Here is a 21,096-nt window from a genome sequence, read left to right on the forward strand (position 1 = left end):
TTATTGTTATTGTGATTTACAAGCTACAACTCTTTGTCCAATCAGCCGTTGTACCCGGCTCTGAACTTGTCCACCACTTCGCTTTATAAACAGCGTTGTTATGAACCATTAAGTCACCACCTGTGGCATGACTTGGATTGCCAGCCCAATCTGTTTGTGGGAAGTGTGGATAAACAGCAATTGCAGTAACTGCTACGCCTTCACATGTGCCTGACGTGTCGCCACCACCAGTACCTGGATCCGTAGTATTACCACCACCAGTTGTACCCTCAGGTAATTGCGGATACTCAGATTTGAATGCGTAAACTTTGCCATCTTTTTCAATAGTGAAGTTACTTGGGCCGGTAATTGGCATGTAGTACATCACTTGTGCATTTACTGTTTTACCAGCACTGAAGTCTTTTGGCTGACCGCCCCACTCATTGTTAAGTGTGATTGAGAAGCGATGGAACTCATTCTCAAAACCACCAATGTTGTTACCTGCCGCATTCGAACCACTTACTTCCACCGCCATACCCAGTTTTTCTTGCGCATTCCAATTTGATTTAAAAATAGCCGAGGTTGATACAGGCACATCAAATGAGATTTTCGCACCGCTTAAATCAAGGCCTGAGTTATTTGTAAACGCAAAGGTTGGGCTAATTGGGTAGTTATCATCGCCAATTGGGAAGTCTTTCGCTTCAAAGGTAATATCAACCGCTTCAGCTGGAACAACAAAGTTAGGATTGCCGCCATGCACATCATACGCCACACCACTTTGGTTAAACTTGTCATAAGCAAGTGAGGTTAAAGTAGAACCCATGAAGTACTCGCCTTTAACAGAGTCATAATCAAAGTCACCTGCAAGCTCCCAGAACATGATACCGCCAAGACCATTGTTAATGACGTAATCAACTTTAGTTGCCATCGATTCTTCATCTTCAATTGATAAGAATACTTTTTTCTGTGCATTCCATAACCAAGGTGCAACAGCAACGCTGTCATAATGACGCGTATAAGTGCCTGTAAGCTGATCATCAGGATCTGTATCTGGCGTTAAACCATAAACCCCCAAATACGAACCAACAATACCGTTTTCAAGGTTCTTCACATGCCATAATGGATTAGAACCCGCAGGCATTTCTTGACCAGCATCGTTTTTATCGTGCCAAAGGTTATCAATACCGAGTGCGCCATTGCCGCATTTATTCTTCTCACCAACGCCTGTACCTTTAGCACAATCTGCTTGATTTGGTAATGCAGCTTGGCCCCACAGACCATTAGTACCGCCACTTACATCTTTAAAACCACGCGTGTAATAAGGTAAGCCGATATTGATTCGACCCGCAGACATCGCACCACGGAAGTAGCGCACAGCCCAATCAGTATTTAAATAACCAATCCCTTCAAACTCTTTAGTACCGTATACGTTCCACTGAGCAAGCTCTGAATCTAAGCCGGTATCAAATAAAGCTGCATTGTGGCCAACATGTGAGTTCCATGCACCGTGTAAGTCGTAAGACATAATGTTGACGTAATCTAGGTACTTAACTGTTTGGAATGTTTCCATACCACGGAGTAAATAACCTGATGACGGAGACGCAATCGTTAATAAATAGTGTTTACCAGCTGCTTCGCCGGCAATATCTAATTCTTCACGAAGCTTTTTCATTAATACTTGATACGATGCATTCAAGCCTGCACGACGTGCATTTGAAATAGGAAAATCATCAGGATGGCCTGAGTCATTCATTGACGACGGGTATTCATAATCAATATCAACACCGTCAAAACCATACTTTTCTATAAACTCAACCGAGCTTTTTGCAAAAGCATTAATACCGGCATGGTTAACAGAGCCATCAGCGTTAGTGGTCATTGTATAAAAACCACCGCTTTCAACACGGCCAGTTTCATCAAAATATCCGCCAGTTTCAGCCCAGCCACCAACAGATACCAATGTTTTTACATGCGGATGCTGTTTTTTATATTTATTTAATAGGTTGAAGTGACCTTTATAGGCAAACTCAGGGTCCATTTCTGCGCCAACAACACCAGGCCATTCCATGTTTGTAGCAGGGTTGTTCGCCGCATTTGGATCCCCGATTGACACTTTATTATTGGCATCAACATGAGCAAACGCATAATTAATATGAGTAATTTTATCCCATGGAATATCATTCACTAAGTAACTAGGTTGACCATTTGCGCCATTTCGCCAGCTAGTGAAGTAACCAATAACACGACGCGGATGATCTGCACCCATGATCTCACGACCATCAGCATCATATACTGTACAATACGGAGTATTCACACCCGGAGTTTGATAAAGTCCTTGCGGGCGACAGTCAGTGCCAGTGATAGGACCGGTATTTTCTTCAATTACAGTCAATACCTTGGTCGTTTGCGCTGTTGCACCTTCGTTATCCGTTACCGTTAACGTAAAGGTTGCCTGACCTAAAGCAGTTGCTTGCCACGCGTAACTACTTGATGCAGAGCTCGCTTGATGCACATCAACACCATTAGCAGCAAAGCTTAGTGATGTTACTTGTCCATCGCTATCACTGCCTGACAGTGCAAATACCACTTGTGAGCCAACAATAAGCTGATCAGGTAATGTGCTAAACGAAATTGATGCCACTGGCGCTTGATTAACAGGATCAACAACATCTGACACACTGATTGTATTGAGCACTGGTGTTGATGTCGCACCTTTATCATCCGTCGCAACAGCACTGATCTGATGTGACCCCGTCACAGCCTGCCAGTTAGTGCTAAACGGCGCACTGTTATCAATCGCAATAGAAGTACCGTCAACAAAAAACTCAACGGCTGCAACAGTACCATCGGCATCCGTTGCTTGCGCAGATATGACAACGCTGTCTTTATCGTTAAATAAAGAATTATTCGCTGGTGTCAACACAGTAACAACTGGTACTTGGTTTTCTGTGACAGCGCTGTCACAAACACCCAAAAGTTTCCACTCTTGGTATTGACCAGCATTGTCCACCGGATTTGATTGTGTCCACCACTTAGCCTCATACGCACTATTTTGTGCTTGTACTTGGCTACCACCTGTATGGGTTTGACCCGCCTGCCACTGCGTTAATACACTGCAATCTACAGCCGCATGCGCACTTAGGCCTACAAAACTAAGTGACAGAGCACTTAGTTTAAACGCATTTTTTATTATCATTTGTGAGCTCATCAGCTCCTCCGCCCAGGGTTAAAATATAACATTAATTTTACAATTCGTTTTTAAAACTACCATAGTTTCCATACACGTCAACTTAATTTAAACACTGACAGTATAAAAAACAGGTATTTCACTAATAAAAAACAACTAAAAACAAACAATTTAATAGCTATTTATCATTAACAAAAATCACTTCCGTGTAAAGAATGGGTAATTTCGCATATAAAACATGAACGCAAGGTTAATTTATAGTTACAGCAATAAGGATGAGTATTTTAGCGCTACGCAGCCCTTTTACGGGAACGTAAAGTGAAGTGAAAATGAATGGAAATAAAAAAGTTGTGGGCTATATAACTACAAAACTCCGCATAGAAAAAAATTATCTAAGCGAGGTTTTGTTAAAATTGACGAGCTTGCTATTTTTGTAAAAAACTCAAAAGCCCTATTTGATCACAGCTTGATTAAGCAGCAATTAAATAGGACTCTTGTCCTGAATGTTTTTGGTTACGCTTGTATGCGCCTTTCCCTTTTTTCGCCTGTACAACTTGTGGTTTAAAAATTTTAGATGTAACCAGTGCTGCCAATGCGTTGTCACGAATAATACCTCGGCCTGTATCTACCAACGCAGTAGATTTAGCCACTTTAGAACGACGTTTACTCATTTTATTTCCTCTTTAAAAAGTATCGCAATTGTATGCCTGCTTGTTAAAAATACAAGTAGTTTTAATAAAAAAGCCCGCATTGTTGCGGGCTTTAAAAGTTTAGAAACTAAAGCTGACTTTTGCGTAGTAAGTCATACCATCAAAGCCATATGGCAGGGCTCTAACTGGGTATTTAAAACCTTGATTTGTAATGAAATCTAATACTTCGTCTTCACCAAGTTCATCAGGCGTGACATCAAATAAGTTATCCACACCAACATTCAATGTTAGTGACTCTGTAAGCTGATAACCAAAATTAACGTCAACTAACACCGCAGATTCAACCACACTGGTATCTTTAAACTCACCAGTTGGTGAAAGCTCATCTGGTAAACCAATATGGTCATTACCAAAGTACTTAACATCTGTTTTACCAAAGTAGTTAAAGCGCAGCATGGCGCTCATTGCATCACGTTCATAATCAAATGTCAGTGTACCACGCTCTCCTGGCTGGCCATCCGTTAAAAAGCTACGCTGAATATCATCTAAAGCAATATTTTCTGGGATCCCAGCAGGTGTATTTACATTATCAATCTTAGTGCTATTTAAATTCCCAGCAAACGTCGCCGAGAAACTACCGTCATACAGATCAGTGCGATAAGAAGCGATAATATCAACCCCTTGCGTGGTTGAATCTACTGAGTTTGAGAAGTATGCCGCTTGATCAGCGCCTGTTTCAGCTAATGCAGCCACCGCTGCAGGGCTGAACGCCACGTCACTTGCTGATAAGAAACTCCCTAAAGTAATGCGATCTTTAATTGCGGTATGGTAAAAATCAACAGTCAGTGATAACTCGCTACTTACATCATAAACAAAACCAAAGCTAAGGTTTTCAGAGCTTTCCAGCTTTAAGCTTTCTACCCCCAGCGCCACAGGAAAAGCAGATCCAGAAGTGGCAATAAATGATTGTTCCAGTACGCCACCAGCGCCTAAATTAGTGGTATAAGCTGTGTAAGCACTTTGTTGTAGTGAAGGCGCCCTGAAGCCCGTTGATACTGCACCACGAATAGCAAAGTCATCATTAAATTCATAACGAGAAGCAAGCTTACCAATTAAGTCATCTCCCGCATCAGAGAAATCTTCATAACGCATCGCTGCACTCACATTCCAGGCGTCTGTCAGCATGGTTTCTGCATCAATATAAAGTGCGTAGCTATCACGGCTTTGCTTATTAGACGCTTCCGGCCTTAACCCATTGTATGCTTGAAATCCACACTCGGCAAATTGGCTAGGATCGTTCACCGATGGGTAGGAAGTATCCATATTAGCTAAACCACAAGCATACGATGCTTCTTCACCTGGTACTATTTGGTAATTTTCTTTACGGTACTCTGCGCCGAATGACAGATAAATAGGTTCACTGCGGCCTATATCAATAATGCCATTAATATCAGCATTAACTGTGGTTTGATCAAACCTAAAGCCACCCGAGTAACCGCCATTAGGGCCTGAGTTTACAACAATATCAGCATCACTTGCACTAGGGTTATTCGCTACATACTCTGCAGCATAAGAAGCATTAATGGTATTGCGAGAAGTAAAATCATATTGGTTTTCACCGTATACCGCAGATACATCGTAGCCCCAGTCAGCATTTATCTCACCCTTAACACCTAATGCGAGCGAAATGTCCTGCGCTTCGTTATAAATTCGTGGTAAAAAACCATCGCTATATACTTGCGTTACATTCTTGCTGGCTTGATCAAAGTTACGATAAAAGCCGTTACCCAGAGCTGTACGCTCAGAGTAGCCACCAAATGAGTAAAGTTCAGTCGCGCCCATTGGCAATGACATATTGTAAAACAGTGAGGTAAATTCACTTTCAGAATTCCCCTGTCCCCAACGCACATCTTCAGACAAAGTACCATACGGCACATCAACCGAGCCACCAATATCACGCTCGGCACGGTTAGTACCATCAGCATCACGAAATTCAAGGGAGAGGTTAATGAAGCCGCCTTCATCACCTAAATCAAAACCACGATTTAAGCCCATTGATACCGTATCACCGTCCCCCTCACCAGTACTGCCGGCTTGCACATAACCGGTTGTGACCCCTGTTGAATCATTTAATGATAAGTTAATTACCCCAGCAATAGCATCTGAACCATATTGCGCAGCAGCGCCATCGCGCAATACTTCCACGCCTTTAAGTGCAGATAATGGAATGGCATTCATATCAGTACCTGCAGCCCCAGCACCTACGGTGCCCACCAGACCAAAAATAGATTGATTATGACGTCGTTTGCCATTAACCAACACTAAGGTTTGATCCGGTTGTAAGCCGCGTAACGTTGCTGGGCGAAATAAATCTGAGCCATCAGACACTTGTGTACGAGAAAAGTTAAACGACGGTGCTGTTGCTTGCAGGCTTTGGCCAAGCTCAGTAAAGCCGCCTTTATTTAGGGTATCTGCATCAATTAAATCAATCGGCGATGATGATTCGGTGGCTGTACGGTTAGAGACCCGCGAACCTAAAACGGAAATTTGTTCTATATTTTTTTCTGCTTGAACCTGTGCTTGCTCAGCAAAAACAGTTGAGCTACTAAATGCAAGCCCGACGGCAATAGCCAATGTATTTAAACGAAGTGTTGTCATGTGTGTTCGACCCTGTTGACTCATTACTTGCTGTAGCAAGCAAAGAATACTTAAAAATTATAATTGTCTGAGCGTTATTAACAAAGCTAACGCTATGGCAAACATCCTAGCAACATATGTATTAAAAAAGAAACATATTTAACTACAACAATAGTCTAAATATGCAAAAATTAGCCAATTTTTATAATAAAAGACAATTTTGATTGAATTTTAGACAAAAAAAAGCATGATTATTCAAATCATGCTAATTGTTAAAATAGTGTAGTCCGCGATATAACAGTCAGGGCTCAGCCCTCTTCTTCCCAAAGCGCTAACTTTTCATCTTCAAGCATCAATGCCATAGATGCAATACTCGTTAAGCTTTCATCCAATCCTTTATAAAGCAGAGGAAAGCCATCACTCAGTTGCGCTGGATCTGGGTGTTCTTTAATCGTATCAGGCCACATTGCAATGCTTGCCAATAAGTTTAAGGTGGCTTCAAAATTATCAATAAACAGCTGCCCATCCGCTTGATTTGCAACTTGCTGTTTATCTGCGGTTAATAAAAAGCCAAAATCACTTTGCCACACCTCTTGGTTAACCATATAGGCTGCTAAATACCCAACACACCATTGCTGCAACTGCTCACTCGGGGCTTTAGCATCATCGCCATGAGGATAAATCACGCTTAATAAATGCTGCTGCGCCACTTGTGCCTCGGTCACATTATCCAATAACGTGATCATCGCCTCATGTTCAGCTGAGCCTGTCATTAAGTGGGTATAAATAGGATCATTTTTATCAGCAATGTAATTTGCTATTTCTGACTCGCCATAAAACTCTGAGCACGCCAATAAACCACTAATAAAGCCAATTACACTGTCAGTGCTCACCACTTTTAATTCAGGGTGCTGACTTAAATAGTCACTCAAAACTAATATACTTTTTTCATTAAGCATTATTCACCCTCAGGTCGTTATTCAATTTGTTTATACACTAACCAACTATTGGTTTTTTTAAAAGCAAATTATTCGAGTCTTAGAATTGGGAAATGACACGCAATCTGTGTGCCTCGTCCTTGTTGGCTATCAATTTCAATCACCCCTTGATGATCATGAACCATGGCATACACTAAGGTCATGCCCATTCCTGTGCCCGTGCCAACTGGCTTTGTCGTAAAGAATGGATCAAAAATATGTGCTTTTACATGCTCACTCATGCCGCAACCATTATCCCCTACGGTAATACATATTTGTTGATTGATAAATGCCACTGTAACCATTATTTTTGATTGAATATCAATAAGGTCATCACATGCATGTTTGGCATTAATTAATAAATTGACCATCACTTGATTAATCGCGGCTAAGTTACACCACGTCATTGGTAATGGTTGATAGTCACAGTTAACCTCACAGTTACCTAATTGATTTGACAATAATTTCACTGCGTTTTTTACCGCATCTGTCATATCTGCTAGTTGCTTTTCATTATCTTTGGGTCGAGCAAAATCCAGCAAATTACGCACCGTTTGATTTATTCGCCTCAGCCCTTGACTGCTATCGGCTAATAATTCTTGAATATCATCACGCAAACCATGTAATGACTGCGATTCACTCAACACGTTTAACTGGGTCATTAACTCACGCTCACTTAAAGCGCCTTCTAAAAACAATTGATTAATTTCAAGTAAACGGTAAACCGTGCAATTACTGCTATGCAAACTTTCAATGTTGCTCATCGCATAAGCGAGTGGGTTATTGATCTCATGAGCAACTCCTGCACACAACGTGCCTAAAGTCGCCATTTTTTCAGCTTGCACAAACAATCCATGTTGATGCTCTAACGCCGCAACTTTTTTTTGCAGCTCTTGATTTAACGCAACCAGCACTCGGCTTTTATCTGCAAGTAATTGCTCCGCCTGCTGCCGAGCCGCCTGCTCGCGTAAAAACGCCTCTCGGTAATTACTCGGTGGTGGTGTCATAATGAATTGCTCCATCCCTCGCGCAGATAATTCGCACGTAACAGCATACTTATTTGGTGTGAGTAACATTACTCACTAATGCACTAAAACTAGCATAGTTTCTCCTTATTCGCTTTAATTCGAAAAACGCGCAGCAACAGGCTATGGTTAATAATAACCTTTAACTTTGCGAGGCTGCTGTGGAGCTAACAACGAATCAATCACAAACAAAACAAATATTATGTGTTGATGATGATGAAATTGTCCTGCGCTCGTTATCGCGGTTATTAAAAAATCACCAGATCAACGCCTTAACATGCAGTTGCCCTATAGAAGCATTAGCACTTGTAAAACAACATCAGTTTGAAGTGATCATTTGCGATATGCGAATGCCAAAAATTAATGGGGCGCAATTCTTCCAGCAAGCCAAGCAGCTTGCCCCTGACACACAACGCATTTTATTAACCGGCTTTGCAGATATAGACACCACACTTGCCGCCGTAAACGATGGGCAAATTCATGGTTATATGCAAAAGCCGTGGCAAAATGACTTATTACTCAGCTGTATTATCGATAGTATGGAGAAGTACCAATTAAAAAAACAAAATCACGCATTGCAACAGCAAATCAATACTCAGAATATCGCTTTAAAAGAACTCAATAACTCACTAGAGCAACGCGTCGAAAAACGCACTAAGCAGATCAAACAAGTGCTGAAACAGCTCGAAATCGCTAACGCCAGCGAAAAGAATGAGCACCGCTCTACGGTTGAATTACTGTATAACTTTATAAATGCCAACCCTTATTTAGACGGCACCAAAGCAGAGAATATAGCGAATACTTGCACGCAAATAGCAAAACAACTGCAGCTTCCCGAGAAAAATATCGAAATGGCCGCTATGGCAGGTTATTTAGCGCAAATTGGCTTACTAGCGATGGATCCGCAACTATATGAACATCCTTTACATGAACTGAGCGAACAACAACGCAAGCGCTATTACACTCACCCTAGTACAGCGCAATTGATGTTAATGCCCGCGACTCATTTACACGATGTATCCGATGCCATTTATCATCAATACGAACATTATAATGGCAATGGCCTGCCAAAAGGACTGAAAGGTAATGAGATCCCACTAAGTGCTATGATCCTTGCTTTAGCACGTGATTATTGGGATGCGTATGAACAATGCCAACAAACAGAGGCTAAAAAGCACCAACATGCTTTAGAAACGGTCACGCAATTTAGTGGAGCCTACTACCACCCCAAATTAGTACGCGCTTTAACCGAATGTAGCGTCAAGTGTATAAAGCAACAATCAAAAGTCGGCTCCATGCAAATCATCTCAGCACAACAGCTCGCTGTAAATATGGAGTTAGGCCATGCTTTACATAGCCATAGCGGTATTATGTTACTACCAAAAGGCCATATTTTTAGTGCCAAGTCGATCGAAAAACTGCAACAGCTGGAAGCTAAAAAACCTTCCCCATTTAGGATCATGATCAAATCATAACGATTTAGTGATCCTATTTAATCTCGCATTCGTTACAATAGCATTATTAAATTTATTCGTTCTTTGCTTTAAGGAGCAATCTGTGTCGCGATTTTCAGCCGTTACCGATAACCCTCATGATCAGCGTTTTCATCAAAAAACAGGCATTTTACTGACCAACTTAGGGAGCCCAGATGCACCCACAGCAAAAGCGTTACGTCGTTACTTAAAAGAATTTTTATCCGATCCACGCATTGTCGAGATCCCCCGCTTAGTCTGGATGATTATCCTGCACGGTATTATTTTGCGCGTACGTCCTAAGCGCTCAGCCAAATTATATGAAAGTATCTGGACTGAAAATGGCTCACCTTTAACTCATATTACGCGCCTACAACGTGACAAACTCGGTGCTCACCTAAAAAGCCAAGGCTATGAAAATACTGAAGTCGTAATGGCGATGCGCTATGGTAATCCATCGATTAAAGCAGGTTTAGAAGAACTACGCGAAAGAGGCTTCACGCGGATTGTTGTACTGCCTTTATATCCGCAATACTCAAGCCCTACAACTGGCTCAACTTTCGATGCGGTATCAAAAGTGCTACGGACGTGGCGCTGGGTGCCTGAGCTACATTTTATAAATGGCTATCATAAAAATACAGCTTATATAGAGTCGCTAGCTAACAGCATAAGTGAAGACTTACAAACCAACGGCACCCCACAAAAAATCGTGTTCTCGTATCATGGCATGCCTAAATTGTTTTTAGAGCGCGGCGATCCATACTATTGCTTATGCCTGCAAACCACTCGTTTAGTAATCGAAAAACTCGGACTCGATAAAGACTTGGTCGTGAGCACTTTCCAAAGCCGTTTTGGCAAAGCCGAATGGCTCAAACCGTATACTGATGCCACGTTAGAAAGTTTTCCTGCTCAAGGTATTAAAGATGTGGCTATCATCAGCCCAGCTTTTAGCGCTGACTGCCTTGAAACACTGGAAGAGCTAGAAACAGAAAACCGTGAAATATTTGAACATGCTGGCGGCGAAAAATACCGTTATATTGCAGCACTAAATGATCGGGACGATCATATTAACGCACTAGTTGATGTGCTAAAACCGATGCTATAACACCCTGAGTAGGCATTAGCTAATGCCTACTCAAAATTTAACACTTCCTCGTAATGCCTTGGTATTACCATGCTTGGTTTTTTTATCCATGCGTTTACGCTGTGAACTTCGGCTGGGCTTGGTGGCACGACGTGCCCTTTGTACTTTAGTAGCCGAGACAATCAACTCTTTTAAGCGTGCAAGTGCATCTTCTCTGTTTAACTCTTGAGTACGGTGACTTTGCGCTTTAAGCACAATCACCCCCTCTTTTGTAATACGGCTATCATTCAGCGCCAGTAAGCGTTCCTTATAAAACTCAGGAAGTTTTGAGCGGTTAATATCAAATCGCAAGTGGATCGCACTGGCTACTTTATTAACGTTTTGCCCACCAGCCCCTTGCGCACGAATAGCACTGAGCTCCACTTCCCACTCATCAATTGTTACAGCGTTTGAAATAATTAACATTAGATTCAGTTACATTTGGCAAAAATGCATTATAGCATTTGCAGCATACAGACCAAAATAGGCTAATATAAATAGCGGCTAAAGCTATATTAAACGTTTACACTATACTTAACCTGAATTCAGGTAACTCAGTTTTTTAGGCTATATTTAATCTTTAATGCAATAACGGGAATAAACAAAGGATCTAACTATGAAAAAATTATTATTATCAATCAGCTTATTAGCTATGAGCTTTTCAAGCTTGGCGATAGACATCACCGAAAGTGATCTGCAAGGGTATATGAAAGCACTGCCTGCAGTCGTTGACTGGTCACAAAATCAAGATTCTTTAAAAAGCATGGATCTAGGTAGCATGTTAGGTGGCTCTGAAGGCGGCACTGGCGCAATGGCATTAGGCGCGCTTGGTATGATCAAAGATAACGATTTATACAAAGAGTTTGCGGCATTAACGAATAAATATGGTTTTACTCCTGAGCAACTTATTTCTGTAGGCACAGAAGTATCAATGGCTTACTTTGAAAACATCAAGGGTAACCTATCACCAGAAAATAAAGAAAAAGTAAATCAGCTGATGGGTGGCTTACAAAGTATGAGTGGCTCAAAAGATAAAAGTGCCAGCTCAATGCTAGGCTCGGTCGCTAATTCAGCAAATGCTGCAAGTACAGACGCACCTGTTGTGAGCGAAAACAATTTAAACCTAGTGAAAGAATACATGCCACAACTGCAAAAACTATTTGCAATGGTACAATAATAACCACTGCTACCAATAAAAAAGCGACCTTGAGTCGCTTTTTTATTGGTTGTAACTAACATAGCTGAAACTTATACTGGCAGTAATTGCTAGCCACTTTAATTATTGATTTTATGCCACTTAACGCTCTGCCACACGCTACAACTGACGACCAAAAAAAGCAATTGTGCGTACTACTTGCACTTATAATCAGTCGTGCATCAAACGGCTATAATAATTCTACTCAGCAAATCACCAAGCGCCTCTTCAACCATATTAAGAAAGGTTACTCATTTTCTCTGGCAGAAGTAAGCAAATACACGAAACAGCTCGAAGCAGACGATCTCATTTGGAAATTGCCATATGGAAATAGCTTTCGTATCTCAATCAACGCTATTGCCCATGTCGTTGTTAATGTTTGCCAGCTGCCTAACTTATTAAATGCATTTGTTACAGAAGCAACACAACGCTGTTTTTACTACGATAGCCATTGCGATTTCTTGCAAGTACTATTTGATTACATTCGCCGAGAACGAAGTGGGGAGCCTCACTCCCCCATTGATTTATCAAAAGAAATTGATTTTAAATTTATTAATTTACTCGCGCAGTCACAATATAGCAGTCAAGTGTGGCACTGCTTACCCACACAATGGCAACAATTATGTTTAGAAAACTTTATTAGTGGGCAGTTTTTTAACCTTAGCGAAGAGCCGGCTTGGCCCACACTTGTTAGCCAAGCAAGTCCTGCACTTCTAACTAGAACACGCATTTACCTAAATGAAAACTTAGCCCTTCTATTACAAGATAATCACTTTGCGCAATTGCTCGATGACAAACGGGATCGTGTGTTAGCCACCTTTGTTGAGGCAAATACCAATGCCATTAAGGGTAATTGTATTGATGTCGCACTTATACAATATAAAAGTGCATTAACAGCATTTAGAAAGCTATTCGGAAAAGGAATATATCCAGCTGAACTGAGCGGGTTATTGTATTCGCTTTGCTTATTTATCAGCGGGAGTGCTGCTGATCTTAAACAGCTCAACACCTGCAATAAGTGGTACAAAAAAAACCTTGGAGAATTAAGTCATGCCAGCCAAGCTATCGATTATCTGCTTGAAGAAGACTTAGCTCATTATCAACATCATCGCCTAGTCAGTAGCTTACATTATTTGCTTAATAACCCTAATGCATTGGCACCTTTATTTTGCTTATTACTAGCGATTATTAAAAACGCCACAGACGAGCAAATAAACCAGCTCCGAGGTGAAACTGCGCTATTAACACAACTTAAAAGCACCGTAAGTCGCCAACAACACTGGTTAGCAACACAATGTATGCACCTTGTTAATTGGCTTAGTGATGATACTGCACTGCCTAGTAGCGGGCTGCTGCAGCATTTTACCCGTGTACCGCAATGGCAACGTTGGCTTGATGAAATTAGTCAAATAAACACCCCGACTTGCCAGCAACGCATAATTTGGCAATTGGATGTCACGCATTTAGATTTACCGATTATTCAAGCTAAAGTGCAACAACTCAATACCAAAGGCGAGTGGACCAAAGGCCGTAAAGTAAATGCCCATGAACTGATTTACAGCCAATATGAAGACGCATTAACAAGTGCCGACCGACAGTTAATTCAAGTACTCAATAACCACGCTGGGTTTGGCTATAATGATATACAGGCAACGGGTGCAGTATTGCAAGCATTGATTGGCTTTAAAGGGCTTGAAGATCATAACGCCCAACCACTGAGCCTAATTAAAGGTGAGTTTGTTATAGAAATTGCACAAGACATCAACGATTGCTACCGCCTTGTGATGCAACCGAATATCCTTGATGTGGATTGTGATTTTTTACTACTACATAGCCATGCTCACTGTTATCAGGTTTTCACTTTTGATGATAAACAACTAAAATTACAACAATTACTTGAACAACAACCTAACAACCTAACTGAAGAAAGGTTGCCGCAACTTAATACTGCTTTACAAGTACTGGCCAACGAGCACCATATAAGTAGCCAACGAACTGAATTTGCCCATATTAATAACGTACGCCAAGGCCTTTGTGACATCGCCGCTGTGATTTCACTCACTCAGTTAGGTATTAATGTTAATTTTTATATTATGCCAATTGGTGTTGATGGCCCTTGGCTCCAACCTGGGGTAGGTGCAGTAACATTAGCACACAGTGTGGATGAGCAATCCGACAGCATTGTTATCAAACGCGACTTAAAAGCAGAGCAAAAAGCACTACGAAAACTCTTAAAAAATATGGCTGGGATCTTTGCAGATCGACAAGCGCCGCATTACAACAAGTCACTGCAACAGTTTTACTTACCAGAAGATATAAGCCAAGCAATAGAGTTGCTTGAAACTGCGCAACAACAGCAGTCTTTACTATTAAGCTGGGATGAAAATAGTCAAGGCATGAAGGTCGCAAAGAGCAAACACCTATCACTTAACTTAAATGACGATAATGACTGGTTAAGTGTCAGTGGTAACATTGCATTGCCTAGCGGCCAAGTATACGAATTGCAAACACTACTCAAAACCCCACGACGCGGCAGTATTTTAGAGTTTTCAGAAGGGAACTCACTTTTATTGGATCAACGATTAACTAACTTGCTAAACCGCTTAGAAGGTATGCAACACCTTGACAAGCATAGCCCAACTGATGAGTTAAGGATTGCCAATACCCGCGCCTTACCATTACATAAAACCATTGCCGATTTAGGTGATGTCACATTTGGTGATAGCTGGCAAACTCGCTTAGCTAAGTTTGAACAAACAATAGAGCCCAGTTTACCAGTGCACTTAGTGAATGTGCTGCGAGATTACCAACTAGTAGGCGTTAATTGGTTAATGCAATTGGCAAACTGGGGACTCAATGCCTGTTTAGCCGATGACATGGGACTGGGCAAAACACTGCAAACCTTAACCGTGTTACAAATGCGTAGTAGTCAAGGGGCCAGTTTAGTCGTTGCGCCAAAATCAGTATGTCATAACTGGAAAGTCGAATCCGAGCGATTTGCTGCGGACTTACATGTAAAAATCATTGAAAACGCCACCGCATGCGATGACATTCTAGCAACGGCAGGCAAACACGACTTAGTGATCGTCAGTTATGGTTTACTACCACTGATTGGTGAGCAACTCGCGCAGTTTTCATTTGCAAATATAGTGCTTGATGAAGCACAAGCGATTAAAAACCCCTTAAGTTTACGAGCCAAAGCAGCATACGCACTCAATGGGCAATTTAAAATCGCACTCTCTGGCACACCTATAGAAAATCACTTGGGGGAGCTGTGGAGTCTATTTAACTTTTTAATGCCAGGCTTTTTGCACACGCTGCCCGTATTTAAGAAGCGTTTTGGCAATGCCGATAAAAATCAACAGCAAGCCGACACGTTAAAAACCCTTATTGCACCGTTTATTTTGCGTCGAACTAAGCAAACAGTGTTGACCGAATTACCAGAAAAAACCGAAATAAATTTAACCTTTGCACTGAGCGATAAAGAACAAGCGCTCTACGAAGCAACGCGCTTAAATGCACTTGAACAAGCGTCGCAAGGAGACAGCCAATACATCACTATCTTAGCGTCTTTAACTAAATTACGCCGCGCCTGTATTGCACCACAGTTACTGTTAGAGCACAGCAAGTTACCATCGAGTAAACTCGACACCGCAGAGGCAATAATTACAGAGTTACTAGAGAATAATCACCAAGCACTGATCTTCAGTCAGTTTGTTGATGTACTTAAACTCGTTGAACAGCGCTTACAACAACGCGGCATAGAATATTGCTACCTTGACGGCAGTATGAGCAGCAGCAAACGAAAACAACAAGTCGATAAGTTTCAGGCAGGCAATGCCCCGTTATTTTTAATTAGCTTAAAAGCTGGCGGAACTGGACTTAACTTAACCGCCGCAGATTATGTATTGCATTTAGACCCCTGGTGGAACCCTGCGGTAGAGCAGCAAGCCTCTGATCGCGCTCACCGCTTAGGGCAAACTCGTCCTGTCACTGTGTATAGGTTAATTGCACAAAACACCATTGAAGAGAAAATCCTACAATTGCATGAGCATAAACAAGCACTAGCAGACAAAGTACTTGCAGGAAGTGGCGATGCAGGGCAACTATCGAAAGACCAATTGCTGGCGTTATTAAGCAACAATGATCTTTAATGTAAGATTATTCTTGGTGTGCCAAAGTAACCGCAAAAGCACTGGCGTCTTCAAGCCTGCTCAGCATTTTGGCACTAGGCAGGCAAATATCTTGCACAAAATGCAACACGTGTGGCTCAGGCTCACAAAACAAAATATCCAACGCTAAGCGATCTTTACCGTATAAACCACGGTGGATCATATTTGCTGAAAAAATCAGTAAATCCCCCGCTTGCATTGCTATAATCTGGCCACTGGCTAGATCATCACTTGAGTGGTGCCCGTTTTCAGATAACCTCGTCGCCAATTCAACAGGGGTATCCCAACGACGGTGAGAGCCCGGCACCAGCTCAATTCCGGGTTCATCCTCAAGCGCCACCCGACAATGAATAACCTCAGGCCCCGATAACGCAGCTTGCTGTTCAAGCAAACTCAAATGGTACTGCATATCACGATGCCAATAGTTTTCTTGCTCAGGATTGACTGGGTTGAAAAATAACTGGGTATTCATAAATGCCGCTGGGTCTAAAATTGAATCAACTTGCGCCATCAACTTATGACTGGCGATAAATTTAAACAACAGCAGTCGTTGAGCATCATCTAAGTAAGTGTTAGCCGTCAAATAAGCACTATTAACCGCCTTAGTTTGATAAAACTGTTGGTTATCAGCAATCCATTGTGTATGAAAGCAATTGATCACCTCATGCACTTGCGCAAGCTCACGAGCAGTGTAAAAACCTTTAATATAAAAAAAGCCATGTTGCTCAAATTGCGTATTGATCATCAGGCTAATCACCCTTCGGTTTTAAGATGGATTGAACTGCTTGGGCTAATTGTGGCACCACCTCTTGCTCAAACCAAGGGTTTTTAGAGAGCCAAATATTATTACGCGGGCTGGGGTGTGGTAGTGGCAAAATAGTAGGCCAATACTCACGCCACGATTTTACTAACTCAGTAAGCGATAAATGTTTAGTCTGAGGAAGGTGGTACGCCTGCGCGTATTTACCCAGCACTATAGTCAGCTTAATATTAGGCAATGCAGCTAATAATTGCGCACGCCAAGCAGGCGCACACTCTTTGCGCGGAGGTAAATCGCCAGACTTGCCTTTACCGGGGTAACAAAACCCCATTGGCAAAATAGCAATTTGAGCCGCATCATAAAAATCTTCTTGATCCAACCCCAACCACTGACGCAGCCGCTGACCGCTAGCATCATCAAAGGGTACCCCTGTTTGGTGTACTTTGAGGCCTGGCGCTTGCCCTGCAATTAAAATCCGTGCGCTAGGGTTAAACTGGATCACCGGACGAGCCCCCAACGGCAAATCAGGTTCACAGATCACACAATTACTAACTTGAGTTAATAAGTTACTCTGGCTCACTATTTTGCCCTATTCGCCACAATACACCACTTGGATCATATACCACAAAATCAATCATATGCCATGGCTGTAAAGTAGGCTCTGTTATTGTAATACCATACTTTTGGGCCAAGCCTGCGCTTTTTAGCTGCGCATGCCATGCCTGCACATCCTCAACTAAAAGGTGCATCATAAAGTTTTCGGCATGTTGCTGATTATAAAAATTTTGTAGTAAGAAACTGCAATCACCCTGATAAAAATAAGCCATTTCAGGGCTCTGCCACGCTAGCTCAAAACCCATTTGCTGATAAAACTCGCAACTTAACGCGTAGTCTTTAGCAGGTACAAATACTTTGATCTCCTCACAACTCAAGTTTGCCATGTAACCCTTTTCCTTAAGTTAGTATAAATATGATCTGTAATAATCTAACTACGCTTGCTCAGACCACACTGCAAATTCATTGCCACTGGGCTCTGTAAAATGAAAGCGACAACCACCTGGAAACGAAAAAATCGGTTTAGTGATCGTCCCGCCGTGTTGTTCAACTTTAGCAAGTGTTTGACTAATCTGCTGGCTATAAAACACCAATAAAGCGCCGCCATGTTGCGTTAATGAACAAATAGGTGCTTGGTAAAAACCGCCATCAAGTCCCGCTGTCACAGCGCTAAACGCCGTATATTCAGGGCCATAATCAGTAAACTGCCAATTAAACACCGCTGCAAAAAAATCTTTCGTTGCAGCAAGATCTGCCGCAGCAAACTCAACATAATTTAACTTTTCATGTATAGCCATAACGGCTCCTAACCAAATTTATATAACTGACAACTAAGCATACAAGCAGCTGAAAAATTTGCGAACTTTTCAATTAAAACAACAGATAATAAAAAGCAGATCATAATTTTACTAAGTAATTATAATTAAATTTTGGGCAAGTAGCTTAGCACAAACAACAAAGTGAATACGAATCACTATCTTTTCTGTATCTAGAATATATAATACCCGCTTTATTCGCCCCCCCACTTTGGGCCTTTGAGGGATCATTATGCACGCTCAATCTGTCAAAAACAGTCAAACAGTCTCGATAACCTCGAAACTAAGTCATATTTATCAAGCTCATAGCTATCGAATAGCGGTGTTCTCACGATTTTTAGCTGCCATACTAGGTGGTTACACCTTTACAGCAGTATTCACCTCTTTACTGAGCATTACTTTGCCGCTAAAAAAGTCAGACGCTGTTTTACTTAGTGTTAGCCTCACTATTCTTATTTATAGCTGCGTATTTATTTGGGTGTTTGCAGTTAAATCACTGATCAGAATATGGATCACTATTTTACTAACTACAGCAGGGTTAGCGCTGCTCTTATCTGTACTAAAGGGCTGGTTATGAAAGAAAACTTTTTTCGCTCTATGACCTGGATGCATACCTGGGTTGGCTTGCTGGTATGTTGGTTACTGTATTTAATTTTTTATGCTGGTACTTTAAGTTTTTTCCGTGACGAAATAACGTTGTGGAATCAACCTGCGCTACATCATGTCCAAACAACTGAGACACGTATAGCACAACAAAAATCACAGATCATTGCCGGATTTGATTACCTACAAAATACCGCAGCAGATTCGCCGCGTTGGGGCATCTATTTACCCTCGCAGCGCGAGCCGCAGCTTAATTACGCCTATGAAAAACCACGCCCAGAAGGCCAGCGATTTGGCGGTTGGCAAGATCATTTTATTGATCCGCAAACAGAGCAAACCATCGAACAACCAAGAGCCACAAAAGGCGGGAACTTTTTTTACCGACTCCATTTTGACTTACACTACCTAGATGTACGCACAGCCCGTTGGATAGTCTGCTTTGCCAGCTTATTTATGTTGGTAGCGCTTATCTCGGGCGTGGTGATCCACAAACGTATTTTTAAGGATATGTTTAGCTTTCGTGCTAATAAAGGCAGCCGCAGTTGGTTAGATGGTCATAATGTATCCTCAGTTTTAGCGCTACCTTTTCATCTTATGATCACCTATACCGGATTGATAACACTAATATTTATGTTATTTCCATACCCTGCAATGACCGCCTACGAAGACGGTGTGCGCGGTTTATTCAATGACGTACTGCCAACCAATGTGCGCAGTAAAAGCAGTCCAGAGAGTGCGCCACTGACTGATATTGAGGGCGTTTTAGATCACGTTTATACTAACTGGCCTAATGCTGATTTAACGCAAATATCTATTCGTGACCCAAACAAAGCCTCAGCAACAATCACTGTGCGCGCTTCTACCGGCACACAGCTACGGGATCAAACTCCCACTTTATTATTCAATGGGGTTGATGGTAGCTTAATTGCAAAAAGTGCTGCCCAGCTGAGTAATACAGAAGTGTTTTACGATTCAATGACTGCACTGCACACAGGGCGTTTAGCCAACCCGCTACTGCGTTGGTTATACTTTTTATGTGGCATCGCCGGCTGCGTCATGATCGCAAGCGGCTGTATAATGTGGGCAAAACGTATTCGCAAGCGGATGAAAAAACAACAAACCGCATCGTTCGGTGTAAAGCTCGTTGAAGCTTTAAATCTCGCCACGTTAATGGGCCTACCACTAGCGACTTGCGCTTTCTTTATTGCCAATCGACTGATACCAATTAACACCGTAGAACGCGCTGATAAAGAGATTCTAGCGTTCTTTTTGACCTGGCTTGCTGTTGCGTTATTTGCCTTATTTAAACGCACCAAAGCGCAATGGCGACAACTTGCTTGGCTCAATGCTGTTGCCTGTATTGCGGTGGTACTCATCAATGCACTGACAACCGACGGTAATATAATCAGCTATTTTCAAAACGGCCAATGGGCACTGTTTAGCTTTGACTTATTATGTATCGTATTTGCTGGGTTATTTGTGGTTCAGGCCAAAAAAATACCTACTCAAATCCAGATTAATACACAGATGCAGGGTTCAAGGCGCTCAGCAAAAACTAAGTTACAGGAGCAATCATGATGCATGAGTTACTGCAATTTAGCCTATGTTTACTGGCATTTAATTGTTTTGCTTTAGCAAAGTTCAATCATTATCGAGAGGTATTTAAAACTCGCCCAAATGAAAAACAGAGTAAACAATTTTTACTTGCGGCTTGGATCAGTATTTTACTAAGTTTAGTATTGAGTGTGGCCCAACATAGCGGTTACGGTGCCTTGTTATTTTGTGGTTATATTGCTGTAAGCCTCTTAATTTTAATGATTTTTTATAGCTTCAAAGCATCATGGGTAAAAGTGATGAGTATGCTAAATATCAGCGTAATCATACTGAGTGGGCTATTTTTAAGCGTTTTTTAAGCTTAGTTAGTAAAATTATGATCTGAGCATAAA

17 protein-coding genes are annotated in these 21,096 nt (G+C 41.7%); 7 read left to right on the plus strand and 10 right to left on the minus strand.

The features are described 5' to 3' along the window. Positions 1 to 16: 16 nt before the first annotated feature. The 5 genes from PHAL_RS0100340 to PHAL_RS0100360 form a co-directional block, all read right to left on the minus strand. Positions 17 to 3,187: a glycosyl hydrolase family 18 protein gene (locus tag PHAL_RS0100340; RefSeq protein ID WP_016706402.1), complete on the minus strand. Its 3,171-nt coding sequence runs from the start codon at positions 3,185 to 3,187 to the stop codon at positions 17 to 19. Positions 3,188 to 3,636: 449 nt separating this feature from the next. Then, positions 3,637 to 3,837: a ribosome alternative rescue factor ArfA gene (arfA, locus tag PHAL_RS0100345; RefSeq protein WP_016706403.1), complete on the minus strand. Its 201-nt coding sequence runs from the start codon at positions 3,835 to 3,837 to the stop codon at positions 3,637 to 3,639. Positions 3,838 to 3,936: 99 nt separating this feature from the next. Continuing rightward, positions 3,937 to 6,474, minus strand: a complete 2,538-nt coding sequence (locus PHAL_RS0100350) for a TonB-dependent receptor plug domain-containing protein (RefSeq protein ID WP_016706404.1) — start codon at positions 6,472 to 6,474, stop codon at positions 3,937 to 3,939. A gap of 287 nt (positions 6,475 to 6,761) precedes the next feature. After that, a complete protein-coding gene (locus tag PHAL_RS0100355; protein WP_016706405.1) occupies positions 6,762 to 7,412 on the minus strand; it encodes a UPF0149 family protein in 651 nt (216 codons plus the stop codon). A gap of 68 nt (positions 7,413 to 7,480) precedes the next feature. After that, positions 7,481 to 8,437: a sensor histidine kinase gene (locus PHAL_RS0100360; RefSeq protein WP_029215949.1), complete on the minus strand. Its 957-nt coding sequence runs from the start codon at positions 8,435 to 8,437 to the stop codon at positions 7,481 to 7,483. Positions 8,438 to 8,616: 179 nt separating this feature from the next. On the opposite strand from PHAL_RS0100360, the gene PHAL_RS0100365 reads away from it, so the two are divergent. Together PHAL_RS0100365 and hemH are read left to right on the plus strand one after the other, a co-directional pair. Next, a complete protein-coding gene (locus PHAL_RS0100365) occupies positions 8,617 to 9,930 on the plus strand; it encodes an HD domain-containing phosphohydrolase (RefSeq protein ID WP_016706407.1) in 1,314 nt (437 codons plus the stop codon). Positions 9,931 to 10,012: 82 nt separating this feature from the next. Then, positions 10,013 to 11,032 carry a ferrochelatase gene (hemH, locus tag PHAL_RS0100370; RefSeq protein ID WP_016706408.1) on the plus strand — a complete coding sequence of 340 codons (1,020 nt, stop codon included), beginning with the start codon at positions 10,013 to 10,015 and terminating at the stop codon, positions 11,030 to 11,032. A gap of 30 nt (positions 11,033 to 11,062) precedes the next feature. On the opposite strand, the gene arfB is transcribed toward hemH, so the two are convergent. Further along, positions 11,063 to 11,476: an alternative ribosome rescue aminoacyl-tRNA hydrolase ArfB gene (gene arfB / locus PHAL_RS0100375; protein WP_016706409.1), complete on the minus strand. Its 414-nt coding sequence runs from the start codon at positions 11,474 to 11,476 to the stop codon at positions 11,063 to 11,065. Between the two features lie 190 nt (positions 11,477 to 11,666). Here arfB and PHAL_RS0100380 point away from each other — a divergent pair, with 190 nt between their 5' ends. Continuing rightward, on the plus strand, positions 11,667 to 12,227 hold the full coding sequence (locus PHAL_RS0100380) for a hypothetical protein (protein ID WP_016706410.1): 561 nt from the start codon (positions 11,667 to 11,669) through the stop codon (positions 12,225 to 12,227). An 86-nt stretch (positions 12,228 to 12,313) separates the two neighbouring features. After that, complete coding sequence (locus tag PHAL_RS0100385; protein WP_016706411.1) at positions 12,314 to 16,399, plus strand: DEAD/DEAH box helicase; 4,086 nt, start codon at positions 12,314 to 12,316, stop codon at positions 16,397 to 16,399. A 7-nt stretch (positions 16,400 to 16,406) separates the two neighbouring features. On the opposite strand, the gene PHAL_RS0100390 is transcribed toward PHAL_RS0100385, so the two are convergent. From PHAL_RS0100390 to PHAL_RS0100405, 4 genes are read right to left on the minus strand one after another with little or no spacing between them, the layout of a single operon-like run. After that, entirely contained in the window at positions 16,407 to 17,162 is a 756-nt protein-coding gene (locus PHAL_RS0100390; protein ID WP_016706412.1) for a phytanoyl-CoA dioxygenase family protein, read from the minus strand. A 4-nt stretch (positions 17,163 to 17,166) separates the two neighbouring features. Then, positions 17,167 to 17,757, minus strand: coding sequence for a uracil-DNA glycosylase family protein (locus PHAL_RS0100395; RefSeq protein WP_016706413.1), 591 nt, complete (start codon positions 17,755 to 17,757; stop codon positions 17,167 to 17,169). Further along, positions 17,744 to 18,118 carry a VOC family protein gene (locus tag PHAL_RS0100400; protein ID WP_016706414.1) on the minus strand — a complete coding sequence of 125 codons (375 nt, stop codon included), beginning with the start codon at positions 18,116 to 18,118 and terminating at the stop codon, positions 17,744 to 17,746. The genes PHAL_RS0100395 and PHAL_RS0100400 overlap by 14 nt, the downstream gene beginning before the upstream one ends. A 48-nt stretch (positions 18,119 to 18,166) precedes the next feature. Further along, the gene (locus PHAL_RS0100405; protein WP_016706415.1) at positions 18,167 to 18,529 is read right to left on the minus strand and encodes a VOC family protein; all 363 of its coding nucleotides are present in this window, start codon (positions 18,527 to 18,529) and stop codon (positions 18,167 to 18,169) included. 250 nt (positions 18,530 to 18,779) lie between these two features. Between PHAL_RS0100405 and PHAL_RS0100410 the strand changes: the two genes are divergently transcribed. The 3 genes from PHAL_RS0100410 to PHAL_RS0100420 are packed head-to-tail and all read left to right on the plus strand — an operon-like array spanning position 18,780 to position 21,063. Next, positions 18,780 to 19,124 (plus strand): hypothetical protein, encoded by a 345-nt coding sequence (locus PHAL_RS0100410; protein ID WP_016706416.1) that lies wholly within the window; start codon positions 18,780 to 18,782, stop codon positions 19,122 to 19,124. Next, positions 19,121 to 20,728, plus strand: a complete 1,608-nt coding sequence (locus tag PHAL_RS0100415; RefSeq protein WP_016706417.1) for a PepSY-associated TM helix domain-containing protein — start codon at positions 19,121 to 19,123, stop codon at positions 20,726 to 20,728. Before PHAL_RS0100410 ends, PHAL_RS0100415 begins: the two co-directional genes overlap by 4 nt. Next, a complete protein-coding gene (locus PHAL_RS0100420; RefSeq protein WP_029215951.1) occupies positions 20,728 to 21,063 on the plus strand; it encodes a DUF3325 domain-containing protein in 336 nt (111 codons plus the stop codon). The genes PHAL_RS0100415 and PHAL_RS0100420 overlap by 1 nt, the downstream gene beginning before the upstream one ends. The last annotated feature ends 33 nt before the right edge of the window (positions 21,064 to 21,096 follow it).

Origin of the sequence: Pseudoalteromonas haloplanktis ATCC 14393, assembly GCF_000238355.1 — a bacterium.
GTDB lineage: Bacteria > Pseudomonadota > Gammaproteobacteria > Enterobacterales > Alteromonadaceae > Pseudoalteromonas > Pseudoalteromonas haloplanktis.